We start from the raw sequence: 26,530 nt of genomic DNA, 5'->3' as shown, positions 1-26,530 counted from the left end.
AACGTAACGCCCTCGGTTTCATCTCAGATACGAAATTCCTCCGACCCGGAGATATCAAATGAAAGACCTGCTCAACCTCTTCAATCAGCAGCGCCAGACGCTGGATTTCGACGCGATCAAGATCGCGCTGGCGTCGCCGGACCTGATCCGTTCGTGGTCCTACGGCGAAGTGAAGAAGCCCGAAACCATCAACTACCGTACCTTCAAGCCCGAGCGTGACGGCCTGTTCTGCGCCGCCATCTTCGGACCGATCAAGGACTACGAGTGCCTGTGCGGCAAGTACAAGCGCATGAAGCACCGTGGCGTGGTCTGCGAAAAGTGCGGCACCGAAGTCACCCTGGCCAAGGTGCGTCGCGAGCGCATGGGTCACATCGACCTGGCCTCGCCGGTCGCGCACATCTGGTTCCTCAAGTCGCTGCCGTCGCGCATCGGCCTGATGCTGGACATGACCCTGCGTGACATCGAGCGCGTGCTGTACTTCGAAGCCTATGTCGTCACCGAGCCGGGCCTGACCCCGCTCGAGCGCCGCCAGCTGCTGACCGAAGAGCAGTACCTGACCGCACGCCAGGAGTACAACGACGACTTCGACGCCGCCATGGGCGCCGAGGCGGTGTACGAGCTGCTGCGCACGATCGACCTGCAGTCGGAAATGACCCGCCTGCGCGAAGAAATCGCCAGCACCGGTTCGGAAACCAAGCTCAAGCGCCTCACCAAGCGCATCAAGCTGATCGAAGCCTTCCTGGAATCGGGCAACCGTCCGGAGTGGATGGTCATGACCGTGCTTCCCGTGCTGCCGCCGGACCTGCGTCCGCTGGTGCCGCTGGATGGCGGCCGCTTCGCGACCTCGGATCTGAATGATCTGTACCGCCGCGTGATCAACCGCAACAACCGTCTGCGTCGCCTGCTCGAGCTCAATGCGCCGGACATCATCGTGCGCAACGAAAAGCGCATGCTGCAGGAATCGGTCGATGCGCTGCTGGACAACGGCCGTCGCGGCCGTGCCATCACCGGCACCAACAAGCGTCCGCTGAAGTCGCTGGCCGACATGATCAAGGGCAAGCAGGGCCGGTTCCGTCAGAACCTGCTCGGCAAGCGCGTGGACTACTCCGGTCGTTCGGTCATCACCGTCGGTCCGTACCTGAAGCTGCACCAGTGCGGCCTGCCGAAGAAGATGGCGCTCGAGCTGTTCAAGCCGTTCGTGTTCGCCAAGCTGCAGCGTCGTGGCCTGGCCACCACCATCAAGGCCGCCAAGAAGCTGGTCGAGCGCGAAGAAGCCGAAGTCTGGGACATCCTGGAAGAGGTGATTCGCGAGCATCCGGTGCTGTTGAACCGTGCGCCGACCCTGCACCGTCTGGGCATCCAGGCGTTCGAACCGGTGTTGATCGAAGGCAAGGCCATCCAGCTGCATCCGCTGGTGTGTACTGCCTTCAACGCCGACTTCGACGGCGACCAGATGGCCGTCCACGTGCCGCTCTCGCTGGAAGCCCAGCTGGAAGCGCGTGCGTTGATGATGTCCACCAACAACATCCTGTCGCCGGCCAACGGCGAGCCGATCATCGTGCCGTCGCAGGACGTGGTGTTGGGCCTGTACTACATGAGCCGCGCCCTGGAGAACAAGAAGGGCGAGGGCATGGTGTTCGCCAACACCAGCGAAGTGAAGCGCGCCTACGACAACCGCGTGGTCGAACTGCACGCCAAGGTCAAGGTGCGCATCACCCAGGTGGACGTGGAAGCCGGCGGCAAGCGCAGCAGCGGCACCTCGATCGTGGACACCACGGTCGGCCGTGCGCTGCTGAGCGAAATCCTGCCTGAAGGCCTGCCGTTCCAGCTGGCAAACACCGAGATGACCAAGAAGAACATCTCGCGTCTGATCAACTCCAGCTACCGTCTGCTGGGCTTGAAGGACACCGTCGTGTTCGCCGACAAGCTGATGTACACCGGCTACGCCTACGCAACCCGCGCCGGCGTGTCGATCGGTATCGACGACATGCTGATCCCCGACGAGAAGAAGGGCATCCTCACCGAGGCAGAAGCCGAAGTGCTGGAAATCCAGGAGCAGTACCAGTCGGGCCTGGTCACCGCCGGCGAGCGCTACAACAAGGTCGTGGACATCTGGTCGCGTACCAGCGAGCGCATCGCCAAGGCGATGATGGACACCATCGGTACCGAAAAGGTCGAGAACGCCAAGGGCGAGACCATCGACCAGAAGTCGATGAACTCGCTGTACATCATGGCCGACTCCGGTGCCCGTGGTAGCCAGGCGCAGATCCGTCAGCTGGCCGGCATGCGCGGCCTGATGGCGCGTCCGGACGGCTCGATCATCGAGACGCCCATCAAGGCGAACTTCCGCGAAGGTCTGAACGTGCAGGAGTACTTCAACTCCACCCACGGTGCCCGTAAGGGTCTGGCCGATACCGCGCTGAAGACGGCGAACTCCGGTTACCTGACCCGCCGCCTGGTCGACGTGGCGCAGGACGTGGTGATCACCGAAATCGATTGCGGCACCACCGAAGGGTTGATCATGACCCCGATCGTGGAAGGCGGCGACGTGGTGGAGCCGTTGCGCGAGCGCGTGCTGGGCCGCGTGGTGGCCGAGGACGTGTACCTGCCGGGCAACGACGAAGAGCCGATCGTCACCCGCAACACGCTGCTCGACGAAGCCTGGGTGGCCAAGCTCGAAGATGCCAGCGTGCAGTCGGTGAAGGTGCGTTCGACCATCAGCTGCGAATCCTCGTTCGGCGTGTGCGCACGCTGCTACGGCCGCGACCTCGCACGTGGTCACCAGGTCAACATCGGCGAAGCGGTCGGCGTCATCGCCGCGCAGTCGATCGGCGAGCCGGGTACCCAGCTGACCATGCGTACGTTCCACATCGGTGGTGCGGCATCGCGTGCGGCTGCGGTGGACAACATCACCGTCAAGACCACCGGTTCGGTGAAGTTCAACAACCTCAAGTCGGTGGCGCATGCCAGCGGTTCGCTGGTTGCGGTCTCGCGTTCTGGCGAACTGTCCGTGCTCGACGGCCATGGCCGCGAGCGCGAGCGTTACAAGCTGCCGTACGGCGCGACCATCACCGCCAAAGACGGCGATGCGGTCAAGGCCGGGCAGAGCGTTGCCAACTGGGATCCGCATAACCACCCGATCGTGTCGGAAGTGGCCGGTTTCATCCGCTTCATCGACTTCGTCGACGGCGTCACCGTGATCGAGAAGACCGACGAGCTGACCGGTCTGGCGTCGCGCGAAATCACCGACCCGAAGCGTCGCGGTGCACAGGCCAAGGAACTGCGCCCGATCGTGCGCATCGTCGATGCCAAGGGCAACGACCTGACGATTCCGAATACGGATCTGCCGGCCCAGTACCTGCTGCCGCCGCGCTCCATCGTCAACCTGCAGGACGGCGCTGCCGTCGGCGTGGGCGACGTGGTGGCCAAGATCCCGCAGGAAGCGTCCAAGACCCGCGACATCACCGGTGGTCTGCCGCGCGTTGCCGACTTGTTCGAAGCACGCAAGCCGAAGGATCCGGCGATCCTGGCCGAACGCTCGGGCATCATCAGCTTCGGTAAGGACACCAAGGGCAAGCAGCGCCTGATCATCAAGGACACCGATGGTTCGGAACACGAAGAGCTGATTCCCAAGTACCGCCAGATCATCGTGTTCGAAGGCGAACACGTGACCAAGGGCGAGACCGTGGTGGACGGCGAGCCGAGTCCGCAAGACATCCTGCGCCTGCTGGGTGTCGAACCGCTGGCCGCATACCTGGTCAAGGAAATCCAGGACGTGTACCGCCTGCAGGGCGTGAAGATCAACGACAAGCACATCGAGGTGATCACGCGCCAGATGCTGCGTAAGGTCGAGATCGTTGACCAGGGCAACAGCAAGTTCCTCAACGGCGAGCAGGTCGAGCGCCAGCGCGTCATCGAGGAAAATGCCCGCCTGGTCAAGCGCAACGAACTGCCGGCCAAGTACGATCCGGTGTTGCTGGGTATCACCAAGGCGTCGCTGGCCACTGAGTCGTTCATCTCGGCGGCATCGTTCCAGGAAACCACCCGCGTGTTGACCGAGGCGGCCGTCCGCGGCACCCGCGACAACCTGCGCGGTCTGAAGGAAAACGTGATCGTGGGTCGCCTGATCCCGGCCGGTACGGGTTTGGCGTATCACGCCGGACGTCGCAAGGCCTCGGGTCTGACCGACTCGGAAATGGAAACGCTGTCGGGCAAGCCGGCAGCCGCCGAACCGGTCGCTGCAGTGGCCGACGCTGGCGCGGACGAGGAGTAAGCGCTCCGACGGCGGTCGCAAGACCGCCGTAAGCCAGGCGAAAAGGAGGGCAGGACGCCCTCCGTTTTCCGGCCTTGGATGGGCCAGCAGGTTCAGATTCCGTGAAGTTGACGGAGTTTCGTCCTGCCAGCTATACTTCTCTGTCTCGGTGGGCCGGTCTCGGCCTGCCTTCGTTTTCGTGCAGGCCGTCTCGGCCTATCAATCAGAAGAATCAACTGATGACGACGATCAACCAGCTGGTCCGCAAGCCTCGGCAAGCGACCACCTACAAGAGTGCCTCTCCGGCACTGGACAAGTGTCCGCAGCGCCGTGGCGTCTGCACACGCGTCTACACCACTACCCCGAAGAAGCCGAACTCGGCCCTGCGTAAAGTCGCCAAGGTGCGCCTGACCAACCAGGAAGAGGTCATCAGCTACATCGGTGGTGAAGGCCACAACCTGCAGGAGCACTCCGTGGTCCTGATTCGCGGTGGCCGCGTCAAGGATCTTCCCGGTGTGCGTTATCACACCGTCCGTGGTTCGCTGGACGCCGCCGGCGTCGCCAAGCGTCGTCAAGGCCGTTCCAAGTACGGCGCCAAGCGCCCGAAGAGCTAAGGAAATACTCAAATGTCCCGTAAAGGTTCTACTCCGCAGCGCACCGTCCTGCCAGATCCAAAGCATGGCAGCGAAACCATTGCCCGCTTCATCAATATGGTGATGCAGAGTGGCAAGAAGTCGGTTGCTGAGAAAATTGTCTATGGCGCAATGGACGTCATTGGCGAAAAGAATCCGAATGCCATCGAACTGGTGCAGAAGGCACTGGACAACGTGGCCCCGGCTGTCGAAGTTAAATCGCGTCGCGTCGGTGGTGCTACCTATCAGGTGCCCGTCGAAGTGCGTTCCTCCCGTCGCATGGCGCTGGCAATGCGCTGGTTGATCGATTCCGCGCGCAAGCGTGGCGAGAACACCATGCCGCGTAAGCTGGCTGCAGAACTGTTGGACGCCTCGGAAAGCCGCGGCGGCGCGATCAAGAAGCGCGAAGAGACCCACCGTATGGCGGAGGCGAACAAGGCGTTCGCACATTACCGCTGGTGACCTCGGGGGCCTTGGTAACGGGGCCCTTCAGCACCATATGAGTGCTGTTTGCGACGCATGTTGCGTCGCATCCAATCCGAAGGCCGCCGAAAGGCGGCGTTCGGCCATCCGAAATCCAAGAAATTGAGAGGCTCCCCGTGGCCCGCACCACCCCTATCGAGCGTTACCGCAACTTCGGCATCATGGCCCACATCGATGCCGGCAAGACCACCACTTCCGAACGCATCCTGTTCTACACCGGTGTGAGTCACAAGATCGGCGAAGTCCATGACGGCGCTGCAGTGATGGACTGGATGGAGCAGGAGCAGGAGCGTGGTATCACCATCACCTCCGCTGCGACTACCGCGTTCTGGTCGGGTATGGACAAGTCCATGCCGCAGCACCGCTTCAACATCATCGACACCCCCGGGCACGTCGACTTCACCATCGAAGTGGAGCGCTCCTTGCGCGTGCTCGACGGTGCGGTGTTCGTGCTGTGCGCCGTCGGTGGCGTGCAGCCGCAGTCCGAGACCGTGTGGCGCCAGGCCAACAAGTATTCCGTGCCGCGCATGGCCTTCGTCAACAAGATGGACCGTACCGGTGCCAACTTCGACAAGGTCGTTGAGCAGCTGAAGGCCCGTCTGGGTGCGTACGCCGTGCCGATGCAGGTGCCGATCGGCGCCGAAGACGGCTTTGAGGGCGTGGTCGACCTGCTGAAGATGAAGGCGATCCATTGGGATACCGCATCGCAGGGCACCACCTTCGAATACCGCGATATTCCGGCCGACCTGGTCGATGTCGCGACCGAGGCACGCTCGTTCATGGTCGAAGCGGCTGCAGAAGCCAGCGAAGACCTCATGGACAAGTACCTCAACGAGGGCGACCTGAGCGAACAGGAGATCCTGTCGGGTCTGCGCGAGCGCACCTTGAAGGTGGAGATCGTGCCGGTGTTCTGCGGCTCGGCGTTCAAGAACAAGGGCGTGCAGGCCATGCTCGACGGCGTCGTGCACCTGCTGCCGTCGCCGGCTGACCGTCCGCCGGTGCAGGGTATCGACGAAGACGAGAAGGAAGACACGCGCGCTGCCACCGATACCGCGCCGTTCTCGGCGTTGGCGTTCAAGATCATGACCGACCCGTTCGTGGGCTCGCTGACGTTCTTCCGTGTCTATTCGGGCACGCTGAACTCCGGCGACCAGGTCTACAACCCGGTCAAGTCGAAGAAGGAGCGCGTGGGCCGCATCCTGCAGATGCACTCCAACAATCGCGAAGAGATCAAGGAAGTGCGCGCGGGCGACATCGCCGCTGCCGTGGGTCTGAAGGATGTCACCACCGGCGACACGCTGTGTGCGCAGGACAAGATCATCACCCTGGAGCGCATGGTGTTCCCGGAGCCGGTGATCTCGATGGCGGTGGAGCCGAAGACCAAGTCGGACCAGGAAAAGATGGGCATGGCCCTGGGCCGTCTGGCGCAGGAAGATCCCTCGTTCCGCGTCAAGACCGACGAAGAATCCGGCCAGACCATCATCTCGGGCATGGGCGAGTTGCACCTGGACATCATCGTCGACCGCATGCGTCGCGAGTTCAATGTCGAGGCCAACGTCGGCAAGCCGCAGGTGGCCTACCGCGAAACGATCCGCAAGTCCGACGTCAAGTCTGACTATAAGCACGCCAAGCAGTCCGGTGGTAAGGGTCAGTACGGTCACGTCGTGATCGAGCTGTCGCCGATGACCGAGGAAGAGCGCAAGAGCGAGAACGTCAAGGACGATTTCCTCTTCATCAACGACATCACCGGCGGCATCATTCCGAAGGAATTCATCCCCTCGGTCGAAAAGGGTCTGCGCGAAACGATCACCAGTGGTCCGATCGCCGGCTTCCCGGTGGTGGGCGTGAAGGTCAAGCTGGTGTTCGGCTCGTACCATGACGTCGACTCCTCGGAAATGGCGTTCAAGCTGGCTGCATCGATGGCGTTCAAGCAGGGCTTCGCGAAAGCCAGCCCGGTGTTGCTGGAGCCGATCATGAAGGTCGAAATCGTCAGCCCGGAGGATTACCTGGGTGACGTGATGGGCGACGTGAGCCGCCGTCGTGGCGTGTTGCAGGGTCAGGACGACAGCCCGTCGGGCAAGATCATCAACGCGATGATCCCGTTGGGTGAAATGTTCGGTTACGCCACTTCGCTGCGCTCGATGAGCCAGGGCCGTGCGACGTTCTCGATGGAGTTCGACCACTACGAAGAGGCACCGGCCAACATCGCCGACGCCGTCACCAAGAAGGGCTGAGTTCGCTCAGCCGCTTCTCACAAATTTTTCAATTAGAGGTAGTTAGTCATGGCAAAAGCTAAATTCGAGCGCACCAAGCCGCACGTGAACGTCGGCACCATCGGTCACGTTGACCATGGCAAGACCACGTTGACCGCTGCGCTGACCAAGATCGGTGCCGAGCGTTTCGGTGGTGAGTTCAAGGCGTACGACGCGATCGACGCGGCGCCGGAAGAGAAGGCGCGCGGCATCACGATTTCGACCGCACACGTCGAATACGAATCCCCGACCCGCCACTACGCGCACGTTGACTGCCCCGGCCACGCCGACTACGTCAAGAACATGATCACCGGTGCAGCGCAGATGGACGGCGCGATCCTGGTGTGCTCGGCCGCTGACGGCCCGATGCCGCAGACCCGTGAGCACATCCTGCTCTCGCGTCAGGTCGGTGTGCCGCATATCGTGGTGTTCCTGAACAAGGCCGACATGGTCGACGACGCCGAGCTGCTCGAGCTGGTCGAAATGGAAGTGCGCGAACTGCTGAGCAAGTACGACTTCCCGGGCGACGACACCCCGATCATCCACGGTTCGGCGCGTCTGGCGCTGGACGGCGATCAGAGCGACATCGGCGTGCCGGCGATCCTGAAGCTGGTCGAGGCGCTGGATTCGTTCATTCCGGAGCCGACCCGCGACGTGGACCGTCCGTTCCTGATGCCGGTCGAAGACGTGTTCTCGATCTCCGGCCGCGGCACCGTGGTGACCGGTCGTATCGAGCGCGGCATCATCAAGGTGGGCGACGAAATCGAAATCGTCGGTATCCGCGACACGCAGAAGACCACCGTCACCGGTGTGGAAATGTTCCGCAAGCTGCTGGACCAGGGTCAGGCAGGCGACAACGCCGGTCTGCTGCTGCGCGGCACCAAGCGTGACGACGTCGAGCGCGGCCAGGTGCTGTGCAAGCCGGGTTCGATCAAGCCGCACACCGAGTTCGAAGCCGAAGTCTACGTGCTGTCCAAGGACGAGGGTGGCCGTCATACCCCGTTCTTCAAGGGCTACCGTCCGCAGTTCTACTTCCGCACCACCGACATCACTGGCGCCTGCCAGCTGCCGGAAGGCGTGGAGATGGTGATGCCGGGCGACAACGTGAAGATGGTCGTGACCCTGATCAACCCGGTCGCGATGGACGAAGGTCTGCGCTTCGCCATCCGTGAAGGCGGTCGTACCGTCGGCGCCGGCGTGGTTGCCAAGATCATCAAGTAAGCAACACCTGCAGCACGGCAGCTTCGGCTGCCGTGTCGCTGGAAAAGAAAAGGTCGGCGAAAGCCGGCCTTTTTCTTTGTCCGCGTGTTGGCCGGGACCCTGCCTGGCGCGGGAATGCGCTTGCCGATGCAAAGAGAAAGATGAAGAAAACAGGCGCCTGCCCCACTCATAACGCTGCGTCCGGTGGGCAGATGGTGCGTGCGCAAGTCGCATCGGCGGCATGATTGCGGATTGGTGAACCGGCTGTCATGACGTAAGGAGGCATGGCGCGCAGATGCCGGCAACAGTCAGCGAATGCCGTTGATCAAGCCGCTTGTCGGGTTCTTGAGCAGATTCAGGCCGGGCAAGTCGAAATTGTCCAGCTCCTGTTTGGTGGTTGCGATATTCAGCCCGACGATGGCCAAAGTGTCCGGGTCCACGTCAATGCCCAGTGGCATGGCGGAGAACTGGACGTAATCGCGGCTGGCATTCCATTGCGGGCTGCCGCCGATGGTTTGGAGGATGCGGTTGATCTGGGTGCCGACCGGATGGCCGAGTAGATGGAAGGGCAGGTGCGCCCTCTGATCGGCGAAGGCGATCAGGTTGCTGACACGGTCATTGCGCAATCCCACCGCCAGCTCGCCTTGCACGAGGGTGCCAGCTCGACGCGGATGCTGCGCCAGCTGTGCTTTGATGTCGCGCGGGTATAGATACAGCAGGCTGAGTCTGTTCGGATCCACCGCATCGGTGTGGGTAACGTCAGGCTGCCCTAGCGCGGCCAGTACCTGTTGCTTGCGCATTCCAAGTGCGAGCGGACCGATGTGCGCGCATGCCACCGGCAACGTGGTCGCGCTGGCGGAGATAGTAAACGTCTGGTGCAACGCACGCGAGCAGGCCTTGCCATCGTTGCTGGCAGCGCGGGAAGGCGGGGCGACGAGTCCGAAGAGTAGCAGGCCGCAAAACAAGAGAGGGTGCCGGGGCATAGGAGGTGTCCGGTGGGGAAATCCTGCAAGGACGAGGCCGGGTGGGAAAGAAAGGTTGGTTACTTGTATTGGCTGATACGTCTACCTTATGCCGCCTTTGCAGCTGTCGGTAATCCGGTCCGCGACGGAGGTCGACCCGATAAGCGCCGGTGGGGCCGTCGATGTCGCTGAGACCGGAAGCGTTCACCGCGATACGGTCTAGCATCAGCGTCGTCAAATGGCGCGCCGCTTGCGCGGATACGGACGTCTTTGGTGAGTTCGATATGGATGGCGTTCCCAGTGTAGTGGGCGGATTCTTGCCGGTGGTCGACACCCTGCCACCGGGCGGATCGGGGGCGTGCTGCTTAGGTGTTATCTGCAGGGCCATCTTCGGAAGCCGCATTGCTGCAGTCGTGGCAGGCTTTGCCTGCACCAGCAGACCGGTGATGCAAACGCGTTGGCAAAGTAGAGCCCTGCAACGATCACTGCAGTATCCCGGCAACGCCGCTGGGGTCCGATATTGCCTGGAACCAGGGTCGCTATACTCCAGCCGTTGTCCATGCCCGCCGTGTTTGATTCCCGGCCCTGAGTTTGGTCAGTCCGGACTGGCGCCACGACAAAGGTGGTGTCCGGGGCGGATTTATGCGTCACAGCTGCTACCGGGCTAACTCTGGATCAGAGTAGCGCGCTTGCAGGAGCGGAGGTGAGCCGCTAGAATGCGCGGCTCGGTGTCCCTGGGTAGGGCGCTGAGTTACAGCGAAAAGAACGGCAGGATGCCGCTCGTGTTCGCCAGACCGGGAAGGTCGCGTTGCATGGAGCACTCAACAACTCTCACGTTGTTGACCGTGCTCTTGTTGCGCATTATACTTTTCCGTCTGGGCAGGCCGGGTCACCGGGCTGCCTCAGTTTTTGGGCGGAGGAAATGCCCTCGCCAGCAGGATGCGCGGCGATTTCATCAACGTCAGGAATATCGGGGCAGGTATCCCAGAGGCCTTGCCCGTCGCTCTTTTAACGAAGGAACCCACCGTCATGGCGGAGCAAAAGACCGGTCAGAAGGCGGATCAGAAGATCCGTATCCGGCTGAAGGCGTTCGATCATCGCTTGATTGACCGTTCGGCCAGCGAGATCGTCGAAACGGCTAAGCGGACTGGCGCGCAAGTGCGTGGCCCGATCCCGTTGCCGACCAAGATCGAACGTTACACCATCCTCGTATCCCCGCATGCTGACAAAGATGCGCGTGACCAATACGAAACCCGCACGCACAAGCGTGTGCTCGATATCATCGACCCGAACGACAAGACCGTGGACGCGCTGATGAAGCTCGAGCTCGCGGCTGGCGTCGACGTCCAGATCAAGTTGACCTGAGGACTACGACCATGACGAAGAAATATTCGTTGGGCTTCGTGGGCCGCAAGGCTGGTATGAGCCGCGTCTTCACTGAAGATGGCCGCTCGGTACCGGTCACGCTGATCGAAGCAACTCCTAACCGCATCGCGCAGATCAAGACCGTCGAAGTTGACGGCTACAGCGCCGTGCAGGTCACCGTTGGCGCCCGTCGTGCCGCGCTGGTCAACAAGCCGGCTGCAGGCCACTTCGCCAAGGCGAAGGTGGAAGCGGGTCGCGGCCTGTGGGAATTCCGTGTTGAAGATGCCCAGCTCGGCGATTTCGCCGTCGGTGGCGAAATCAAGGCGGACATCTTCGAGGTCGGCCAGAAGGTCGACGTCCAGGGCGTCACCAAGGGTAAGGGTTTCCAGGGCACCATCAAGCGCTACAACTTCCGTATGGGCGATGCAACCCACGGTAACTCGCTGTCGCATCGCGCGCCGGGTTCGCTGGGTCAGCGCCAGACCCCGGGTCGCGTTTTCCCGGGCAAGAAGATGTCGGGCCACATGGGCGCAGTGCAGCAAAGCACGCAGAACCTGGAAGTGGTCAAGGTCGACGTCGAGCGTGGTCTGATTGCTATCCGCGGCGCCGTGCCTGGCGCAGCTGGTGGCGATGTGATCGTCCGTCCGGCGAGCAAGGCATAAGGAGAGATGACGATGGAACTCGTTATCACGGGTAGCAACAACAAGGTCTCGGTCTCCGATGCCGTGTTCGGTCGCGAATTCAGCGAAGATCTGGTTCACCAGGTCGTTGTCGCTTATCGCAATGCCGGTCGCGCCGGTACCAAGGCACAGAAGACGCGTTCGGAAGTTGCGGGCACGACCAAGAAGTCGAAAAAGCAGAAGGGCGGCGGTGCGCGTCATGGCGCGCTGACGGCTCCGATCTTCGTCGGCGGTGGCGTGACCTTCGCGGCCAAGCCGCGCAGCTTCGAGCAGAAGGTCAACCGCAAGATGTACCGTGCGGCCATCTGCGCGATCTTCTCCGAGCTGAACCGTCAGGGTCGTCTGATGATCGTCGACGCGTTCGACCTCGAAGCGACCAAGACCAAGGGCTTGATCGAAAAGCTCAAGGGGCTGGAAGTGGGCAAGCGCCCGCTGATCGTTACCGAAGAGGCTTCCGAGCACCTGTATCTGTCCGCTCGCAATCTGCCGTATGTGCAGGTGCGTGACGTGCAGGGTCTGGATCCGGTCGCTCTGGTCGGGGCCGATACGGTCGTGATCACCGCCGACGCGGTCAAGAAGGTCGAGGAGTGGCTGGCATGAGCAGCAACGAAAAAAGCAGCAACGAAAAAATCTTCAGCGTGCTGCGTGCTCCGCGAGTCTCCGAAAAGACCGCGCGCCTGCAGGAAATTTCCAACCAGTATGTCTTCGAAGTTTCGAACGAAGCCACCAAGGCCGATGTAAAGGCCGCGGTTGAGCAGCTGTTCGACGTCAAGGTCAAGGCAGTCAACGTGGTCAACGTCAAGGGCAAGAGCAAGTCCTTCCGTAACCGTGCTGGCAGCCGCGGCAATTGGCGCAAGGCGTACGTCCGCCTGGTTGATGGTCAGTCCATCGACGTAACGGCCAAGGCCTGAGGTCCATCCCATGCCATTGATGAAGTTCAAACCCACCTCTCCCGGCCGTCGTTCCGCCGTGCGCGTGGTTACTCCCGATCTGCACAAGGGCGCACCGCACGCGGCGCTGCTCGACTCGCAGAGCAAGTCCGGTGGTCGTAACCACCACGGCCGCATCACCGTGCGTCACGTCGGTGGTGGCCACAAGCAGCACTACCGCATCATCGACTTCAAGCGCAACAAGGAAGGCATTCCGGCGCGTGTGGAGCGGATCGAATACGATCCGAACCGTACCGCTCATATCGCCCTGCTGTGCTACGTCGACGGCGAGCGCCGCTACATCATCGCCCCCAAGGGCCTGAAGGCCGGCGACCAGGTCATTGCCGGTGCCAACGCACCGATCAAGACCGGCAACACGCTGCCGCTGCGCAACATCCCGGTCGGTACGACGGTTCACGGTATCGAGCTGAAGCCGGGTAAGGGCGCTCAGATCGCACGTGCCGCCGGTGCAGCCGTCCAGCTGGTCGCTCGCGAAGGCATCTATGCCACGCTGCGTCTGCGCTCGGGCGAAATGCGCAAGGTGCCGGTCGAGTGCCGCGCCACCATCGGCGAAGTCGGCAACGACGAGCACAACCTTGAGAAGCTGGGCAAGGCCGGCGCCAAGCGTTGGCGCGGTGTTCGTCCGACCGTTCGCGGTGCGGCCATGAACCCGGTCGATCACCCGCACGGTGGTGGTGAAGCGAAGGCTGGTCAGGGTAATCCGCATCCGGTCACCCCGTGGGGTGTTCCGACCAAGGGTTACAAGACGCGCAAGAACAAGCGCACCCAGCAGTTCATCGTCCGCGATCGTAGGGGCTAATCGACCATGGCACGTTCACTTAAGAAGGGCCCGTTCGTCGATCACCACCTTGCAAAGAAGGTGGAGTCCGCTGCGGGTAGCAAGAAGCCGATCAAGACCTGGTCGCGCCGTTCGATGATCCTGCCTGAAATGGTAGGCATCACCATCGCCGTGCATAACGGCAAGAACCACATTCCGGTGCTCGTCAACGAGAATATGGTCGGCCACAAGCTCGGCGAATTTGCCGTCACCCGGACCTTCAAGGGTCACGGTGGCGACAAGAAGTCGGGCAGGTAAGGAGAGATGACGATGGAAGCGAAAGCAATCCTGCGCACCGCGCGCATCTCCCCGCAGAAGGCCCGCCTGGTCGCTGACCAGGTGCGTGGTTTGTCCGCCGAACGTGCGGTCAATCTGCTGAAGTTCTCGGACAAGAAGGCTGCACACCTGATCAAAAAGGTGGTGGAGTCGGCGATCGCCAATGCCGAGAACAATCAGGGCGCGGATGTCGACGAGCTGAAGGTCAAGACCATCATGGTTGATGAAGGTCCCTCCCTGAAGCGTTTCATGGCGCGGGCGAAAGGCCGCGGTACCCGCATCCTCAAGCGCACCAGCCACATCACTGTGGTTGTGGGCGCCGCCAAGTAAGCGGAAAGGAAAAGACCATGGGTCATAAAGTTCATCCGACTGGAATCCGCCTCGGCATCGCCAAGGACTGGAATTCCAAGTGGTACGCAAACAAGGCCGAGTTCGCCTCCTATCTGGCAGCCGACCTGAAAGTGCGTGAAATGCTGCGCAAGAAGCTCGCGCAGGCAGGTGTCAGCAAGATCTTGATCGAGCGCCCTGCCAAAACCGCCCGCGTGACCATTCACACCGCCCGTCCGGGTGTGGTGATCGGCAAGCGTGGCGAGGACATCGAAAAGCTGCGCAAGGAAGTGAGCCAGCTGATGGGCGTTCCGGCGCACATCAACGTCACCGAAGTGCGCAAGCCGGAGCTGGATGCGCAGCTGGTCGCCGAGTCGATCGCGCAGCAGCTTGAGCGTCGCATCATGTTCCGCCGTGCAATGAAGCGCTCGGTCGGTAACGCGATGCGCCTGGGTGCCTTGGGCATCAAGGTCAATGTGGCTGGCCGCCTCAACGGTGCAGAAATTGCCCGTTCGGAGTGGTACCGCGAAGGCCGCGTGCCGCTGCACACGCTACGTGCCGACATTGATTACGGTTTTGCCGAGGCGTCCACGACGTACGGCATCATCGGCATCAAGGTCTGGATCTATAAGGGCGAAGTCTTCGACTTCTCTCAGGTTGGCCAGGAAAAGCAGGACGACAGCCCGCGCAACGATCGTAACGATCGCGGCGACCGTGGTGACCGCCCGTCGCGCCCGGCTCGTGAAGCGAGGTAACGGCAATGTTGCAACCCAAGCGAACCAAATATCGCAAGATGCACAAGGGCCGTAACGACGGCCTGGCATGGAGCGGAAACGCCGTCAGCTTCGGCGAGTACGGCCTCAAGGCCACGGCGCACGGTCAGCTGACCGCACGCCAGATTGAAGCAGCACGCCGCACGATCAGCCGCCACGTCAAGAAGGGCGGCAAGATGTGGATCCGTGTGTTCCCCGACAAGCCGATCACCAAGAAGCCGATCGAAGTCCGCATGGGCTCCGGTAAGGGCAACGTGGAGTACTGGGTCGCGCAGATTCAGCCGGGCCGCATGATCTATGAAATCGAGGGAATCCCCGAAGAGACCGCACGTGAGGCGTTTCGCCTTGCCGCTGCCAAGCTCTCGGTGACCACCACTTTCGTGACCCGGACGGTGCGCTGATGGATATCAAACAACTCCGCGAGAAGTCGGCTGACGAATTGAAGGCCCACCTGACCGATCTGCGTAAGGAGCAGTTCTCGCTCCGTATGCAGCAGGTCACCGGCCAGCTGCCGAAGACCCACGAAACCCGCCGGGTGCGCCGCGAGATTGCTCGCGTCAAGCACCTGCTCGGCAGCACCAAGTAAGGACGGCCGCGATGAGCGACAATAACGAAAAGCAAACGCTGCGCACGGTCGAAGGCCGTGTCGTCAGCAACAAGATGGACAAGACGGTCACCGTGTTGGTGGAGCGCCAGGTCAAGCATGCGCTGTACGGCAAGTACATCAAGCGCTCGACCAAGCTGCACGCACACGATGCCGACAATGCCTGCAACGAAGGCGACGTCGTGCGTGTGACCGAGATTGCTCCGATGTCCAAGACCAAGAACTGGCGGGTGGTGGAAATCGTCACCCGTTCGGCCGAATAAGGGAGATCTGAATCATGATCCAGATGCAGAGCTACCTCGATGTCGCCGACAATTCGGGTGCCAAGGAAGTGATGTGCATCAAGGTGCTGGGCGGCTCCAAGCGCCGTTACGCACACATTGGTGACATCATCAAGGTGACCGTCAAGGACGCCATTCCGCGTGGCAAGGTCAAGAAGGGCGAAGTCTACGACGCCGTCGTGGTGCGTACCCGCAAGGGTGTGCGCCGTCCCGACGGTTCGCTGATCCGCTTCGATGGCAACGCCGCTGTGCTGTTGAACAATAAGCAGGAGCCGATCGGGACCCGCATCTTCGGGCCGGTGACGCGCGAGCTGCGTTCCGAGAAGTTCATGAAGATCGTCTCGCTCGCTCCCGAAGTGCTGTGAGCGGAGGACATACACATGGCTAACCGTATCAAGAAGGGCGACCAGGTCGTCATCAACACCGGCAAGGACAAGGGTAAGCAGGGTGAAGTGGTGCGTGTGGACGGCGATCGCGTGATCGTCTCCAACTCCAACGTCATCAAGCGCCACACCAAGCCGAACCCGCAGGCAGGCGTTGCCGGCGGCGTGGTCGAGCGTGAAGCGTCGATCCATATCTCCAACGTCAATATCGTCAACCCGGCAACGGGCAAGGGCGAGCGCGTTGGCTTCAAGGTGCTGGAGGATGGACGCAAACTGCGTGTGTTCCGCTCCAGCGGTGAGGCGCTCGACGCCTGAGGAATGAGATCATGAACACTCGTCTCGAAAAGTTTTACAAGGAAAACGTGGTGCCGGCCCTGATGAAGGAATTCGGCTACACCAATCCGATGGAAGTGCCGAAGCTGGTCAAGGTCACGCTCAACATGGGCGTGGGCGAAGCCGCTACCAACAAGAAGATTCTGGAAAATGCGGTCGCCGACATGGCCAAGATCTCCGGCCAAAAGCCGGTGGTCACCAAGTCGCGCGTTTCGGTCGCATCCTTCAAGATCCGTGACGGTTGGCCGATCGGCTGCAAGACCACCTTGCGTCGCGCCAAGATGTACGAGTTCCTGGATCGCCTGATCAACATCTCGTTGCCGCGCGTGCGCGACTTCCGTGGTGTGTCCGGTCGCTCCTTCGACGGTCGTGGCAACTTCAACATGGGTGTGAAGGAACAGATCATCTTCCCGGAAATCGACTTCGACGCCGTCGACGCGATTCGCGGTATGGATATCGCCATCACCACCACCGCCAAGACGGATGCGGAAGCGAAGGCGCTGCTGGCAGCGTTCAAGTTCCCGTTCCGTAACTGACCGTCGAGGACATCCGAAATGGCAAAGACCTCCATGATCCACCGCGACATCAAGCGTGCAAAGCTGGCGAAGAAATTCGCCGGCAAGCGTGATGCGCTGAAGAAGATCCTCTCCAGTCAGGATGCGTCCTACGAAGAGAAAATCGAAGCGTCGACCAAGTTGCAGAAGCTGCCGCGCGATTCGTCGCCGAGCCGCTACCGCAACCGTTGCGAGCTGTCCGGTCGTCCGCGCGGTGTCTACCGCAAGTTCGGTCTGGGTCGCAACATGCTGCGCAAGGCCACGATGAACGGCGACGTTCCGGGCCTGCGTAAGGCGAGCTGGTAACAGTATTCCGGCCGTTCGCAGCCGGATTTGAACAGGATGGTTCTGTTCAACAAGAGAGTCCGACGCAAGTCGGGCTCTTTTGTCGTATACTTCCGCTTCTGTCTTGCCCGTTCGGGCCTGGCGTGGCGTCAAGGGTCCTGGCCCGTCCCCAGGAAAACACAAGATTTTCGCGAAAGCGGATATCGGTGCACTCAAAGGTACTCACATGAGCATGACTGATCCCATCGCCGACCTGCTGGTTCGCATCAAGAATGCGGCCGCGGTTGGTAAGCAGACGGTGAAATTGCCGTCGTCCAAGATTAAGGTTGCGATCGCCCAGGTCCTGAAGGACGAGGGTTACATCACCGACCTGCGCGTGACCCAGACCGAAAACAACAAGGCGGAACTGGAAATCGTGCTGAAGTATTTCGAAGGCCGCCCGGTCATCGAGACCCTGAAGCGTTTTTCGCGCTCGGGTCTGCGCCAGTACCGCGGCAAGACCGAGCTGCCCAAGGTCCTCGGTGGCCTGGGTATCGCCATCATCTCCACGTCGAAGGGCATCATGACCGATGCGCAGGCTCGCGAAGCCGGCGTTGGTGGTGAAGTTCTGTGCTTCGTGGCCTAAGGGAAGGAATCGAACATGTCCCGTGTAGCCAAGAAGCCTGTCTCCCTCCCGAAGGGTGTTGAACTCAAGGTCCAGCCTGAGCTGGTCAGCGTCAAGGGCCCGAAGGGCACGTTGACCCTGCCCAAGCCGGCTGGTGTCGAAATCGCCATCGATGGCGACGTTGCCACGCTGTCGGCTAACGATCCGTCGCAGATCGCCCTCACCGGCACCGTGCGCGCCATCCTGGCCAACATGGTCAAGGGCGTCTCCGAAGGCTTCGAGCGCAAGCTCGAGCTGGTGGGTGTCGGTTACCGCGCTGCCATGCAGGGCAAGGACCTGAGCCTGGCGCTCGGTTTCTCGCACCCGCTGGTGTTCGTGGCGCCGGAAGGCATCACGCTGTCGACTCCTACCCAGACCGAAATCGTGGTCCAGGGCGCCGACAAGCAGCGCGTCGGCGAAGTTGCCGCCAAGATTCGCGGTTTCCGTCCGCCGGAGCCCTACAAGGGCAAGGGTGTGAAGTACGCCGGTGAAGTCATCATTCGCAAGGAAGCCAAGAAGGCGTAAGGCAGGTCCCTCTGCGAGGAGCCCGGCCATCAATGGCCGGACTTTTCAATGTACAAGCCTGTTTTCCTTCAGCTTTCGTAGGATAAATATCATGAGCATCAACAAGAACATCGCCCGTCTGCGTCGCGCCAAGTCCACCCGTGCGCACATCCGTGAGCTCGGCGTTGCCCGCCTGTCGGTGCTGCGCACCGGTCAACACCTGTATGCGCAGGTCTTCACTGCCGACGGCTCCAAGGTGATCGCTGCTGCGAACACCCTGCAGGCCGACGTCAAGGATGGCCTGAAGAACGGCAAGAACAGCGATGCGGCCGCCAAGGTCGGCAAGCTGATCGCCGAGCGCGCCAAGGCTGCGGGCATCGAGAAGGTCGCATTCGACCGCTCGGGCTACCGCTACCACGGCCGCATCAAGGCGCTTGCCGACGCTGCGCGCGAAGGCGGCCTGCAGTTCTAAGCACTGCTGCGGAGGTGGTCATCGACCACCTTCGCGATACCGCCGGCAGGGAGATGCCGGACCGTCCCGTTCTTTTGCAACGGTGCCGGGAACACCGCTTCACTTCACAACCATAAGCGGCTTCGAGCCGTACATACTCAATCAATCAAGGAATCAAGATGGCAGAAGAACGTGCACCGCGGGGTCGTGATCGCGACCGTAACCGCGAAGAGAAAGTCGACGATGGCATGATCGAAAAGCTGGTCGCGGTCAATCGCGTCAGCAAGACGGTCAAGGGCGGTCGCCAGTTCACCTTCACCGCGCTGACCGTGGTCGGCGATGGTCTGGGCAAGGTCGGTTTCGGTTACGGCAAGGCGCGCGAAGTGCCGGTTGCCATCCAGAAGTCGATGGAACAGGCGCGCAAGAATCTGGCCACTGTCGATCTGAACAACGGCACCTTGTGGCATGCCGTCAAGTCGGGCCATGGCGCAGCACGCGTCTACATGCAGCCGGCTTCGGAAGGTACGGGCGTCATCGCAGGCGGCGCCATGCGCGCTGTGCTGGAAGCGGTTGGCGTCAAGAACGTGCTGGCCAAGGCTGTCGGTTCGCGTAATCCGATCAACCTGGTCCGTGCGACCCTGAAGGGTCTGTCGGAAGTGCAGTCGCCGGCACGCGTTGCGGCCAAGCGCGGCAAGAAGGTGGAGGAGCTCAATCATGGCTAAGGACACCAACAAGACCGTGAAGGTGCGCCTGGTGCGTGGCCTGCGTGGAACCCAGTCGCGTCACCGCCTGTCGGTGCGTGCGTTGGGCCTGAATAAGCTCAACGATGTGCGTGAACTGAAGGACAGCCCGCAGGTGCGTGGCCTGATCAATACGGTTCATTACCTCGTCAAGGTTGAGGAGTAATCCCATGACTCTGCGTCTTAATGACCTCAAGCCGGCCGACGGCGCCCGTACCGAGCGCACCCGCGTCGGTCGTGGTATCGGTTCGGGCCTCGGCAAGACCGCTGGTCGCGGTCACAAGGGTTCGTTCGCTCGTAAGGGCGGCGGCAAGATCAAGGCCGGCTTCGAAGGCGGCCAGACCCCGATGCAGCGCCGTCTGCCGAAGATCGGTTTCCGCTCCAAGATGGCGCGCGATACCGCAGAAGTGTTGTCCTACCAGCTGGACAAGCTGGATGCCGGCGATGTCGACTTCGCAGCGCTGCGTGCGGCCAATCTGGTCCCGAGCCGCGCCAAGAAGGCGAAGATCGTGCTGAAGGGCGAGCTGAGCAAGAAGTTCGTGCTGAAGGGCGTTGCGGCAACCGCAGGCGCCAAGGCGGCAATCGAAGCTGCCGGCGGCAGCGTAGAGGAGTAATCGGCAGATGGCGCAGGCTGGCATTGGTAACCTCGGTGGCGGGCTCGGCAAGTTCACGGAACTTCGCCAGCGGCTACTGTTCGTCCTCGGGGCATTGATCGTCTATCGCATCGGCTGCTATGTGCCGGTGCCGGGCGTGAATCCCGATGCCATGCTTTCGTTGATGCAGGCGCAGGGCGGCGGCATCGTGGACATGTTCAACATGTTCTCGGGCGGCGCCCTGCACCGTTTCAGTATTTTTGCGTTGAACGTGATGCCGTACATCTCGGCGTCGATCGTGATCCAGTTGGCCACGCATATCTTTCCCGCCCTCAAGGCGATGCAGAAGGAAGGCGAGTCGGGTCGACGCAAGATCACCCAATATTCGCGCATCGGTGCGGTGTTGCTGGCTGTGGTGCAGGGCGGCAGTATCGCGCTGGCACTGCAGAACCAGACCGCGCCCGGTGGCGCTCCGGTGGTGTATGCGCCGGGCATGGGCTTCGTGCTCACCGCGGTGATCGCATTGACCGCTGGCACCATTTTCCTGATGTGGGTAGGCGAGCAGGTCACTGAGCGCGGCATCGGTAACGGCGTGTCGCTGATCATCTTTGCCGGCATCGTGGCTGGCCTGCCGTCGGCGGCCATCCAGACGGTCGAAGCTTTTCGCGAAGGCAATCTGAGCTTCATTTCGCTGCTGTTGATCGTCATCACGATTCTGGCGTTCACGCTGTTCGTCGTATTTGTCGAACGGGGGCAGCGCCGGATCACGGTCAACTACGCGCGCCGCCAGGGCGGTCGCAATGCGTACATGAACCAGACCTCGTTCCTGCCGCTCAAGCTCAACATGGCCGGCGTGATTCCGCCGATCTTTGCGTCCAGCATCCTCGCTTTCCCGGCGACACTGTCGATGTGGTCGGGCCAGGCGGCGTCGGGTGGGGTGGGGTCTTGGCTGCAGAAGATCGCCAACGCGCTTGGGCCCGGTGAGCCGGTGCACATGCTGGTCTTCGCTGCGCTGATCATCGGTTTTGCGTTCTTCTACACTGCGCTGGTGTTCAACTCGCAGGAAACCGCCGACAACCTCAAGAAGTCGGGCGCGCTGATTCCGGGCATCCGTCCTGGCAAGGCCACCGCCGACTACGTCGATGGCGTGCTGACGCGTCTGACCGCGGCCGGTTCGCTGTACCTGGTGATCGTGTGCCTGTTGCCGGAAATCATGCGCACGCAGCTCGGCACCTCGTTCCACTTCGGCGGCACCTCGCTGTTGATCGCAGTGGTCGTGGTGATGGACTTCATTGCGCAGATCCAGGCGCATCTGATGTCGCACCAGTATGAGAGCTTGCTGAAGAAGGCCAACCTCAAGGGCGGCTCGCGCGGCGGTCTTGCGCGCGGTTAAGTGGTACACTAGATCTTCATTGCGTGAAGACGGCCTGGTTCCCGGGCCACGATCTTCCGATCAGAAGGGCGGCTCGCGCGACGTCTCGCGCGCGGGTGTGACGGGGTGGTCCTGTGCGGGAGTAGCACAGGCGATTCGGAGCAGTTTTCTGGATCAACACCGTCCGGCGCCGGAGCGAGGGCACACTCCCCACGCCGGGTCCATGGAACCTCTGGTTTCACGGGCTTCAAAGCAATCCGAGGCCTTGCTATAATTCCGAGTTCACTTTTGATCCATCCTGCCGGATGGCGCCTGGGCGCTGTCGGGCCATCACTCAGTTGGAGAATCGCGTCATGGCGCGTATTGCAGGCGTCAACCTGCCAGCCCAGAAGCACGTCTGGGTCGGGTTGCAAAGCATCTACGGCATCGGCCGTACCCGTTCGAAGAAGCTCTGCGAATCCGCAGGCGTTACCTCGACCACGAAGATTCGTGATCTGTCCGAACCCGAAATCGAGCGCCTGCGCGCCGAAGTCGGCAAGTATGTCGTCGAAGGCGACCTGCGCCGCGAAATCGGTATCGCGATCAAGCGACTGATGGACCTGGGCTGCTATCGCGGTCTGCGTCATCGCCGTGGTCTCCCGCTGCGTGGTCAGCGCACCCGTACCAACGCCCGCACCCGTAAGGGTCCGCGCAAGGCGATCAGGAAGTAAGGGATAGATCATGGCCAAGCCAGCAGAAAAGAAAACGAAGAAGAAGATCAAGCGCGTCATCACTGACGGCGTCGCTCACGTCCACGCTTCGTTCAACAACACCATCGTCACCATCACCGATCGCCAGGGCAACGCGCTGTCGTGGGCTACGTCCGGCGGCGCCGGTTTCCGTGGTTCGCGCAAGTCGACCCCGTTCGCTGCCCAGGTTGCCGCCGAGAAGGCTGGCCGCGCTGCGCTCGATTACGGCGTGAAGTCGCTGGAAGTGCGTATCAAGGGTCCGGGTCCGGGCCGTGAGTCGGCCGTGCGTTCGTTGAACAACGTGGGCTACAAGATCACCAACATCATCGACGTGACGCCAATCCCGCACAACGGGTGCCGTCCGCCGAAGAAGCGTCGCGTCTAAAGGGAGCGATAAGAAATGGCTCGTTATATCGGTCCTACCTGTAAGCTCGCGCGTCGCGAAGGCGCCGACCTTTCCCTCAAGAGCCCGGCGCGTGCGCTGGACTCCAAGTGCAAGCTTGAGCAGAAGCCCGGCCAGCACGGTGCTGCTCGCAAGGGCAAGCTCTCCGACTACGCCACCCAGCTGCGCGAAAAGCAGAAGGTCAAGCGTATCTACGGTCTGCTGGAACGTCAGTTCCGCAACTACTACAAGAAGGCCTCGACCAAGAAGGGCAACACCGGCGAGAACCTGCTGCAGTTGCTGGAAACCCGTCTGGACAACGTCTGCTACCGCATGGGCTTTGCCGTCACCCGTCCGGCCGCGCGCCAGCTGGTGTCGCACCGTGGCGTGCTGGTCAACGGCAAGTCGGTGAATCTGGCCTCGTACCAGATCAAGGCTGGCGATGCGATCACGCTGTCGGAAAAGGCACAGAAGCAGCTCCGCGTGCAGGAAGCCCTGACCGTGGCTGAGCAGCACGACATGACGCCGTCGTGGGTTGAAGTCGATTCGAAGAAGTTCAGCGGCGTGTTCAAGGCCGTTCCGGATCGCGCTGACCTGCCTTCGGATATCAACGAAGCGCTGATCGTCGAGTTGTATTCGAAGTAATTCACATTGGAGAACCTCCGGTACTGCCGGAGGTTCGCAGGAGACCCCGCAACATGACGGTTACCGCCAACCAGGTTCTGCGCCCCCGTGGTCCGCAGATCGAACGTCTTACCGACAACCGCGCCAAGGTCGTGATCGAACCCTTGGAGCGCGGTTACGGGCACACGCTGGGCAATGCCCTGCGTCGTGTGTTGTTGTCGTCGATCCCCGGTTTTGCGATCACCGAGGTCGAGATCGACGGCGTGCTGCACGAGTACACCACGGTGGAAGGTTTGCAGGAAGACGTGCTTGACGTCCTGCTGAACCTGAAAGACGTGGCGATTCGTATGCACAGTGGCGACAGCGCCACGCTGTCGTTGTCCAAGCAGGGTCCGGGTACGGTCACTGCGGCAGACATCAGGACCGATCACAACGTTGAGATCATCAACGGCGACCACGTGATCTGCCACCTGACCAAAGACACCGCATTGAACATGCGCCTGAAGATCGAGCGTGGCTTTGGCTACCAGCCGGCTGCTGCGCGTCGTCGCCCGGATGAAGAGACCCGCACCATTGGTCGTCTGATGCTGGATGCGTCGTTCTCGCCGGTGCGTCGCGTTGCCTACGCCGTGGAAGCTGCGCGCGTCGAACAGCGTACCGACCTCGACAAGCTGGTCATCGATATCGAAACCAACGGCACGATCGATGCCGAGGAAGCTGTGCGCACCGCCGCGGACATCCTCAGCGATCAGCTGTCGGTGTTCGGCGATTTCACCCACCGCGATCGCGGTGCGGCCAAGCCGGCTGCCAGCGGCGTGGATCCGGTGCTGCTGCGCCCGATCGACGACCTCGAGCTGACCGTGCGTTCGGCCAACTGCCTCAAGGCCGAGAGCATCTACTACATCGGCGATCTGATCCAGAAGACCGAAGTCGAGCTGCTCAAGACCCCGAATCTGGGCAAGAAGTCGCTGACAGAAATCAAGGAAGTGCTGGCACAGCGCGGCCTTGCGCTGGGCATGAAGCTGGAGAACTGGCCGCCGGCCGGTGTCGCCCAGCACGGCATGCTTGGTTAATGCATCAAGGCATGGGCGTCTTCGGGCGCCCATGTTTGTTTTCTACATCGACGGGTTAAAGCCTGCGATGACATCCGGTTCAAGGACGGCCGGCTCGGACCAACCGCAGTCCATTCAACAGCGCCAGGATGGCGACAACGTTTCTCAAGCAGTCTCAACATTCCCTAGGAAACCATACTCATGCGTCACCAGAAATCCGGCCGTAAGTTCAACCGCACCAGCGCGCATCGCGAAGCCATGTTCCGTAATATGGCCGCATCGCTGTTCAAGCACGAGCTGATCAAGACCACCTTGCCGAAGGCCAAGGAACTGCGTCGCGTCGCCGAGCCGCTGATCACCATCGGCAAGGTCGATGGCGTTGCCAATCGTCGTCTGGCGTTCGCTCGCCTGCGCGACAAGGAAGCCGTGGGCAAGCTGTTCGTCGAACTGGGCCCGCGTTACGCGACCCGTCCCGGCGGCTACCTGCGCATCCTGAAGGCCGGCTTCCGTGCCGGCGACAATGCGCCGATGGCGTATGTCGAGCTGGTCGACCGTCCGGTCGTTGCCGAAGAAGTGGCCGAGTAATCGGATCGCTGCTGCACAGATTCTCGAAGAAGCCCGGCTGACGCCGGGCTTTTTTGTTGGATGCTTGAAACTGCCTGTCTGCCGACGGCTGTCGACTGCACGGGCACGCGTGCGTGCGCGTGGATGTGTGCGTTACGCAGCAAGCAGGGCGACGTCGCCAAAGCCTATGATCCAGTGCAGCTGCTGCCGCTTGCTCGGCCAATTGCAATCTCCTTCCGCTTGGTCGACGACGGCTTGCGGGCTCTGGATTGCCGCTCGCGGGTGGGCGTGCGGTGGGCCCTGGTCTTTCGGACATCGCATGCGTGTCACCCCGTGCCGCGGCGGCGCTGCAGCGCACAAGCAGCAGACGCTCGCGCGATTGGACCGCTCGCTCAGTCATGCGTGGTCACGGCCGTGGCGATGGCTGATAATCGACGACTTGACCCAAGGCAAGCAGTGACGATGAATCCATTTCGCTGGAGTTTCCGGGCGCAGTTTCTGCTGGGCTTTCTTGCATGCGCAGGATTGCTGGCTTACGCGATCTATGTGCAGTTGCATCTGGGCCTGGAGCCTTGCCCGCTGTGCATCTTCCAACGGATCGCCTTCGCGGCGCTGGCCGTGTTTTTTCTGCTCGGCGCGCTGCATGGGCCGCGTGCCGCCGCCGGGCGCAAGGTCTATGGGGTCTTGAGTTTCATTGCCGCGGGCGTGGGCATGGGCATCGCTGCGCGGCATGTGTGGGTGCAGATCCGGCCCAAGGACATGATGTCTTCGTGCGGGCCGCCGTTGAGCTTTCTGAGCGAGACCATGGGGCCCTTCGAGGTGTTCCGCACCGTGCTGACCGGCACCGGCGATTGCGGCAATATCGATTGGCGCTTCCTCGGGTTGAGCATGCCCATGTGGAGCATGGTGTGGTTCGTGGGGTTGGCGTTGTGGGCGCTGTACGCGGGCTTCAAGGCGCGGCGTAGCTCGGTCCATCACTGACGCATGGCAGGTCTAGCGCCTTGCAAAGCCCTGCGGCAGCCTTGTAGGCGTGCAGTGGGATCGTGACGGGCAACGGGCGCTGTGCGCTGCTCAGGCGAGGCTGATGCGCGGTTGGCGTTTGAAGGGCCGCCTGATCCGCTGCAGGTCGGGCGGCTTGATTCGTCGCAAGGCGCCCGACCTGCGCTGCGCTTGCTCGACGCGTCTGCTTCCTGGCCTTGATACTGGATGCCGTTGCTGCCGCTTGCATGCGTCTGCGGCGTGTCGACCGCGAGCGCCAAGAACGACATTGGAGACGTGACTGATTCCTGGCTCTTTCCGCTGGCTAGCGCGGATGGATCGCGGCATTGCTTCAATCGATAAGCCGATATTTACGTGTCTGCCAAACGATGCGCATCAGCCATGCAGGCGGTCCGCAGCGTGGCCAGCCGTGCTGCAGGCTTGGTCATCGGACTTCGGCAACGAATGGGCCGGTATTGTTCCGGTCCAT

At 61.7% G+C, this 26,530-nt stretch carries 34 protein-coding genes and 1 pseudogene; 33 read left to right on the top strand and 2 right to left on the bottom strand.

The features are described from left to right. The first annotated feature begins 58 nt into the window (after positions 1-58). From rpoC to tuf, 5 genes are all read left to right on the top strand, one after another. Complete coding sequence (rpoC, locus tag AC1POX_RS17215) at positions 59-4,273, top strand: DNA-directed RNA polymerase subunit beta' (protein ID WP_011346539.1); 4,215 nt, start codon at positions 59-61, stop codon at positions 4,271-4,273. A 218-nt stretch (positions 4,274-4,491) separates the two neighbouring features. Next, complete coding sequence (gene rpsL / locus AC1POX_RS17210; protein ID WP_002811712.1) at positions 4,492-4,866, top strand: 30S ribosomal protein S12; 375 nt, start codon at positions 4,492-4,494, stop codon at positions 4,864-4,866. A gap of 12 nt (positions 4,867-4,878) precedes the next feature. Continuing rightward, on the top strand, positions 4,879-5,346 hold the full coding sequence (gene rpsG / locus AC1POX_RS17205) for a 30S ribosomal protein S7 (protein WP_005917592.1): 468 nt from the start codon (positions 4,879-4,881) through the stop codon (positions 5,344-5,346). Positions 5,347-5,483: 137 nt separating this feature from the next. Further along, the gene (gene fusA, locus AC1POX_RS17200) at positions 5,484-7,601 is read left to right on the top strand and encodes an elongation factor G (protein ID WP_008574200.1); all 2,118 of its coding nucleotides are present in this window, start codon (positions 5,484-5,486) and stop codon (positions 7,599-7,601) included. 48 nt (positions 7,602-7,649) lie between these two features. After that, positions 7,650-8,840, top strand: coding sequence for an elongation factor Tu (gene tuf / locus AC1POX_RS17195; RefSeq protein WP_003486726.1), 1,191 nt, complete (start codon positions 7,650-7,652; stop codon positions 8,838-8,840). A 287-nt stretch (positions 8,841-9,127) separates the two neighbouring features. Here the strand turns inward: tuf and AC1POX_RS17190 are convergent, their stop codons facing one another. Next, complete coding sequence (locus AC1POX_RS17190) at positions 9,128-9,802, bottom strand: secreted signal peptide protein (RefSeq protein WP_218501510.1); 675 nt, start codon at positions 9,800-9,802, stop codon at positions 9,128-9,130. Between the two features lie 1,008 nt (positions 9,803-10,810). On the opposite strand from AC1POX_RS17190, the gene rpsJ reads away from it, so the two are divergent. The 28 genes from rpsJ (at position 10,811) to AC1POX_RS17050 (ending at position 26,043) form a co-directional block, all read left to right on the top strand. After that, positions 10,811-11,146: a 30S ribosomal protein S10 gene (gene rpsJ, locus AC1POX_RS17185; protein WP_008571672.1), complete on the top strand. Its 336-nt coding sequence runs from the start codon at positions 10,811-10,813 to the stop codon at positions 11,144-11,146. A gap of 11 nt (positions 11,147-11,157) precedes the next feature. Then, positions 11,158-11,808, top strand: coding sequence for a 50S ribosomal protein L3 (gene rplC / locus AC1POX_RS17180; RefSeq protein ID WP_005917121.1), 651 nt, complete (start codon positions 11,158-11,160; stop codon positions 11,806-11,808). 12 nt (positions 11,809-11,820) lie between these two features. Then, positions 11,821-12,426 carry a 50S ribosomal protein L4 gene (gene rplD / locus AC1POX_RS17175; protein ID WP_005917124.1) on the top strand — a complete coding sequence of 202 codons (606 nt, stop codon included), beginning with the start codon at positions 11,821-11,823 and terminating at the stop codon, positions 12,424-12,426. Further along, entirely contained in the window at positions 12,423-12,737 is a 315-nt protein-coding gene (gene rplW, locus AC1POX_RS17170; protein ID WP_014089487.1) for a 50S ribosomal protein L23, read from the top strand. The genes rplD and rplW overlap by 4 nt, the downstream gene beginning before the upstream one ends. A gap of 10 nt (positions 12,738-12,747) precedes the next feature. Next, positions 12,748-13,575 (top strand): 50S ribosomal protein L2, encoded by an 828-nt coding sequence (rplB, locus tag AC1POX_RS17165; protein WP_003486715.1) that lies wholly within the window; start codon positions 12,748-12,750, stop codon positions 13,573-13,575. A 6-nt stretch (positions 13,576-13,581) separates the two neighbouring features. Further along, a complete protein-coding gene (rpsS, locus tag AC1POX_RS17160; protein WP_005917128.1) occupies positions 13,582-13,851 on the top strand; it encodes a 30S ribosomal protein S19 in 270 nt (89 codons plus the stop codon). Between the two features lie 12 nt (positions 13,852-13,863). Then, a complete protein-coding gene (gene rplV, locus AC1POX_RS17155; RefSeq protein ID WP_003486710.1) occupies positions 13,864-14,199 on the top strand; it encodes a 50S ribosomal protein L22 in 336 nt (111 codons plus the stop codon). A gap of 17 nt (positions 14,200-14,216) precedes the next feature. Next, entirely contained in the window at positions 14,217-14,951 is a 735-nt protein-coding gene (rpsC, locus tag AC1POX_RS17150; protein ID WP_008571670.1) for a 30S ribosomal protein S3, read from the top strand. A 5-nt stretch (positions 14,952-14,956) separates the two neighbouring features. Further along, a complete protein-coding gene (gene rplP, locus AC1POX_RS17145; protein WP_003486706.1) occupies positions 14,957-15,370 on the top strand; it encodes a 50S ribosomal protein L16 in 414 nt (137 codons plus the stop codon). Beyond that, the gene (rpmC, locus tag AC1POX_RS17140; RefSeq protein ID WP_003486703.1) at positions 15,370-15,555 is read left to right on the top strand and encodes a 50S ribosomal protein L29; all 186 of its coding nucleotides are present in this window, start codon (positions 15,370-15,372) and stop codon (positions 15,553-15,555) included. Before rplP ends, rpmC begins: the two co-directional genes overlap by 1 nt. Positions 15,556-15,566: 11 nt before the next feature. Next, the gene (rpsQ, locus tag AC1POX_RS17135; protein WP_003486701.1) at positions 15,567-15,836 is read left to right on the top strand and encodes a 30S ribosomal protein S17; all 270 of its coding nucleotides are present in this window, start codon (positions 15,567-15,569) and stop codon (positions 15,834-15,836) included. A gap of 14 nt (positions 15,837-15,850) precedes the next feature. Beyond that, on the top strand, positions 15,851-16,219 hold the full coding sequence (rplN, locus tag AC1POX_RS17130) for a 50S ribosomal protein L14 (protein ID WP_003486699.1): 369 nt from the start codon (positions 15,851-15,853) through the stop codon (positions 16,217-16,219). Positions 16,220-16,234: 15 nt separating this feature from the next. Beyond that, positions 16,235-16,552: a 50S ribosomal protein L24 gene (gene rplX / locus AC1POX_RS17125; protein ID WP_372356418.1), complete on the top strand. Its 318-nt coding sequence runs from the start codon at positions 16,235-16,237 to the stop codon at positions 16,550-16,552. 11 nt (positions 16,553-16,563) lie between these two features. Next, positions 16,564-17,106, top strand: a complete 543-nt coding sequence (rplE, locus tag AC1POX_RS17120) for a 50S ribosomal protein L5 (protein WP_008571668.1) — start codon at positions 16,564-16,566, stop codon at positions 17,104-17,106. Between the two features lie 18 nt (positions 17,107-17,124). Next, complete coding sequence (rpsN, locus tag AC1POX_RS17115; RefSeq protein WP_008571667.1) at positions 17,125-17,430, top strand: 30S ribosomal protein S14; 306 nt, start codon at positions 17,125-17,127, stop codon at positions 17,428-17,430. Between the two features lie 205 nt (positions 17,431-17,635). Continuing rightward, positions 17,636-18,034, top strand: a complete 399-nt coding sequence (gene rpsH / locus AC1POX_RS17110; protein ID WP_003486688.1) for a 30S ribosomal protein S8 — start codon at positions 17,636-17,638, stop codon at positions 18,032-18,034. A gap of 15 nt (positions 18,035-18,049) precedes the next feature. Next, positions 18,050-18,577, top strand: coding sequence for a 50S ribosomal protein L6 (gene rplF, locus AC1POX_RS17105; protein ID WP_031421274.1), 528 nt, complete (start codon positions 18,050-18,052; stop codon positions 18,575-18,577). 91 nt (positions 18,578-18,668) lie between these two features. Next, positions 18,669-19,028, top strand: coding sequence for a 50S ribosomal protein L18 (gene rplR, locus AC1POX_RS17100; RefSeq protein WP_003486684.1), 360 nt, complete (start codon positions 18,669-18,671; stop codon positions 19,026-19,028). A gap of 158 nt (positions 19,029-19,186) precedes the next feature. After that, positions 19,187-19,729 carry a 30S ribosomal protein S5 gene (gene rpsE / locus AC1POX_RS17095; RefSeq protein ID WP_003486682.1) on the top strand — a complete coding sequence of 181 codons (543 nt, stop codon included), beginning with the start codon at positions 19,187-19,189 and terminating at the stop codon, positions 19,727-19,729. Beyond that, positions 19,722-19,913, top strand: coding sequence for a 50S ribosomal protein L30 (gene rpmD, locus AC1POX_RS17090; RefSeq protein ID WP_003486678.1), 192 nt, complete (start codon positions 19,722-19,724; stop codon positions 19,911-19,913). Before rpsE ends, rpmD begins: the two co-directional genes overlap by 8 nt. 4 nt (positions 19,914-19,917) lie before the next feature. Continuing rightward, on the top strand, positions 19,918-20,361 hold the full coding sequence (gene rplO, locus AC1POX_RS17085) for a 50S ribosomal protein L15 (RefSeq protein ID WP_003486676.1): 444 nt from the start codon (positions 19,918-19,920) through the stop codon (positions 20,359-20,361). A gap of 7 nt (positions 20,362-20,368) precedes the next feature. Further along, positions 20,369-21,733 carry a preprotein translocase subunit SecY gene (gene secY, locus AC1POX_RS17080; RefSeq protein WP_008571664.1) on the top strand — a complete coding sequence of 455 codons (1,365 nt, stop codon included), beginning with the start codon at positions 20,369-20,371 and terminating at the stop codon, positions 21,731-21,733. 332 nt (positions 21,734-22,065) lie between these two features. Beyond that, positions 22,066-22,422 (top strand): 30S ribosomal protein S13, encoded by a 357-nt coding sequence (gene rpsM / locus AC1POX_RS17075; RefSeq protein ID WP_003486672.1) that lies wholly within the window; start codon positions 22,066-22,068, stop codon positions 22,420-22,422. 10 nt (positions 22,423-22,432) lie between these two features. Continuing rightward, a complete protein-coding gene (gene rpsK / locus AC1POX_RS17070) occupies positions 22,433-22,825 on the top strand; it encodes a 30S ribosomal protein S11 (RefSeq protein WP_003486671.1) in 393 nt (130 codons plus the stop codon). Positions 22,826-22,840: 15 nt separating this feature from the next. After that, positions 22,841-23,467, top strand: coding sequence for a 30S ribosomal protein S4 (gene rpsD / locus AC1POX_RS17065; protein WP_002811641.1), 627 nt, complete (start codon positions 22,841-22,843; stop codon positions 23,465-23,467). Between the two features lie 53 nt (positions 23,468-23,520). Continuing rightward, entirely contained in the window at positions 23,521-24,519 is a 999-nt protein-coding gene (locus AC1POX_RS17060; RefSeq protein ID WP_002811635.1) for a DNA-directed RNA polymerase subunit alpha, read from the top strand. A 180-nt stretch (positions 24,520-24,699) separates the two neighbouring features. Next, positions 24,700-25,083 (top strand): 50S ribosomal protein L17, encoded by a 384-nt coding sequence (gene rplQ / locus AC1POX_RS17055; protein WP_003486665.1) that lies wholly within the window; start codon positions 24,700-24,702, stop codon positions 25,081-25,083. A 441-nt stretch (positions 25,084-25,524) separates the two neighbouring features. Further along, complete coding sequence (locus AC1POX_RS17050; protein WP_008571663.1) at positions 25,525-26,043, top strand: disulfide bond formation protein B; 519 nt, start codon at positions 25,525-25,527, stop codon at positions 26,041-26,043. Positions 26,044-26,191: 148 nt separating this feature from the next. On the opposite strand, the pseudogene AC1POX_RS17045 reads toward AC1POX_RS17050, so the two are convergent. Continuing rightward, positions 26,192-26,489: pseudogene (locus AC1POX_RS17045) on the bottom strand (hypothetical protein); the annotation flags it as partial. Positions 26,490-26,530 lie beyond the last annotated feature (41 nt).

It is taken from the genome of Xanthomonas sp. NCPPB 3442 (genome assembly GCF_056725145.1).
The sequence above is the reverse complement of the archived record's forward strand: the minus strand, read 5'-3'. Positions and strand labels throughout refer to the sequence as shown.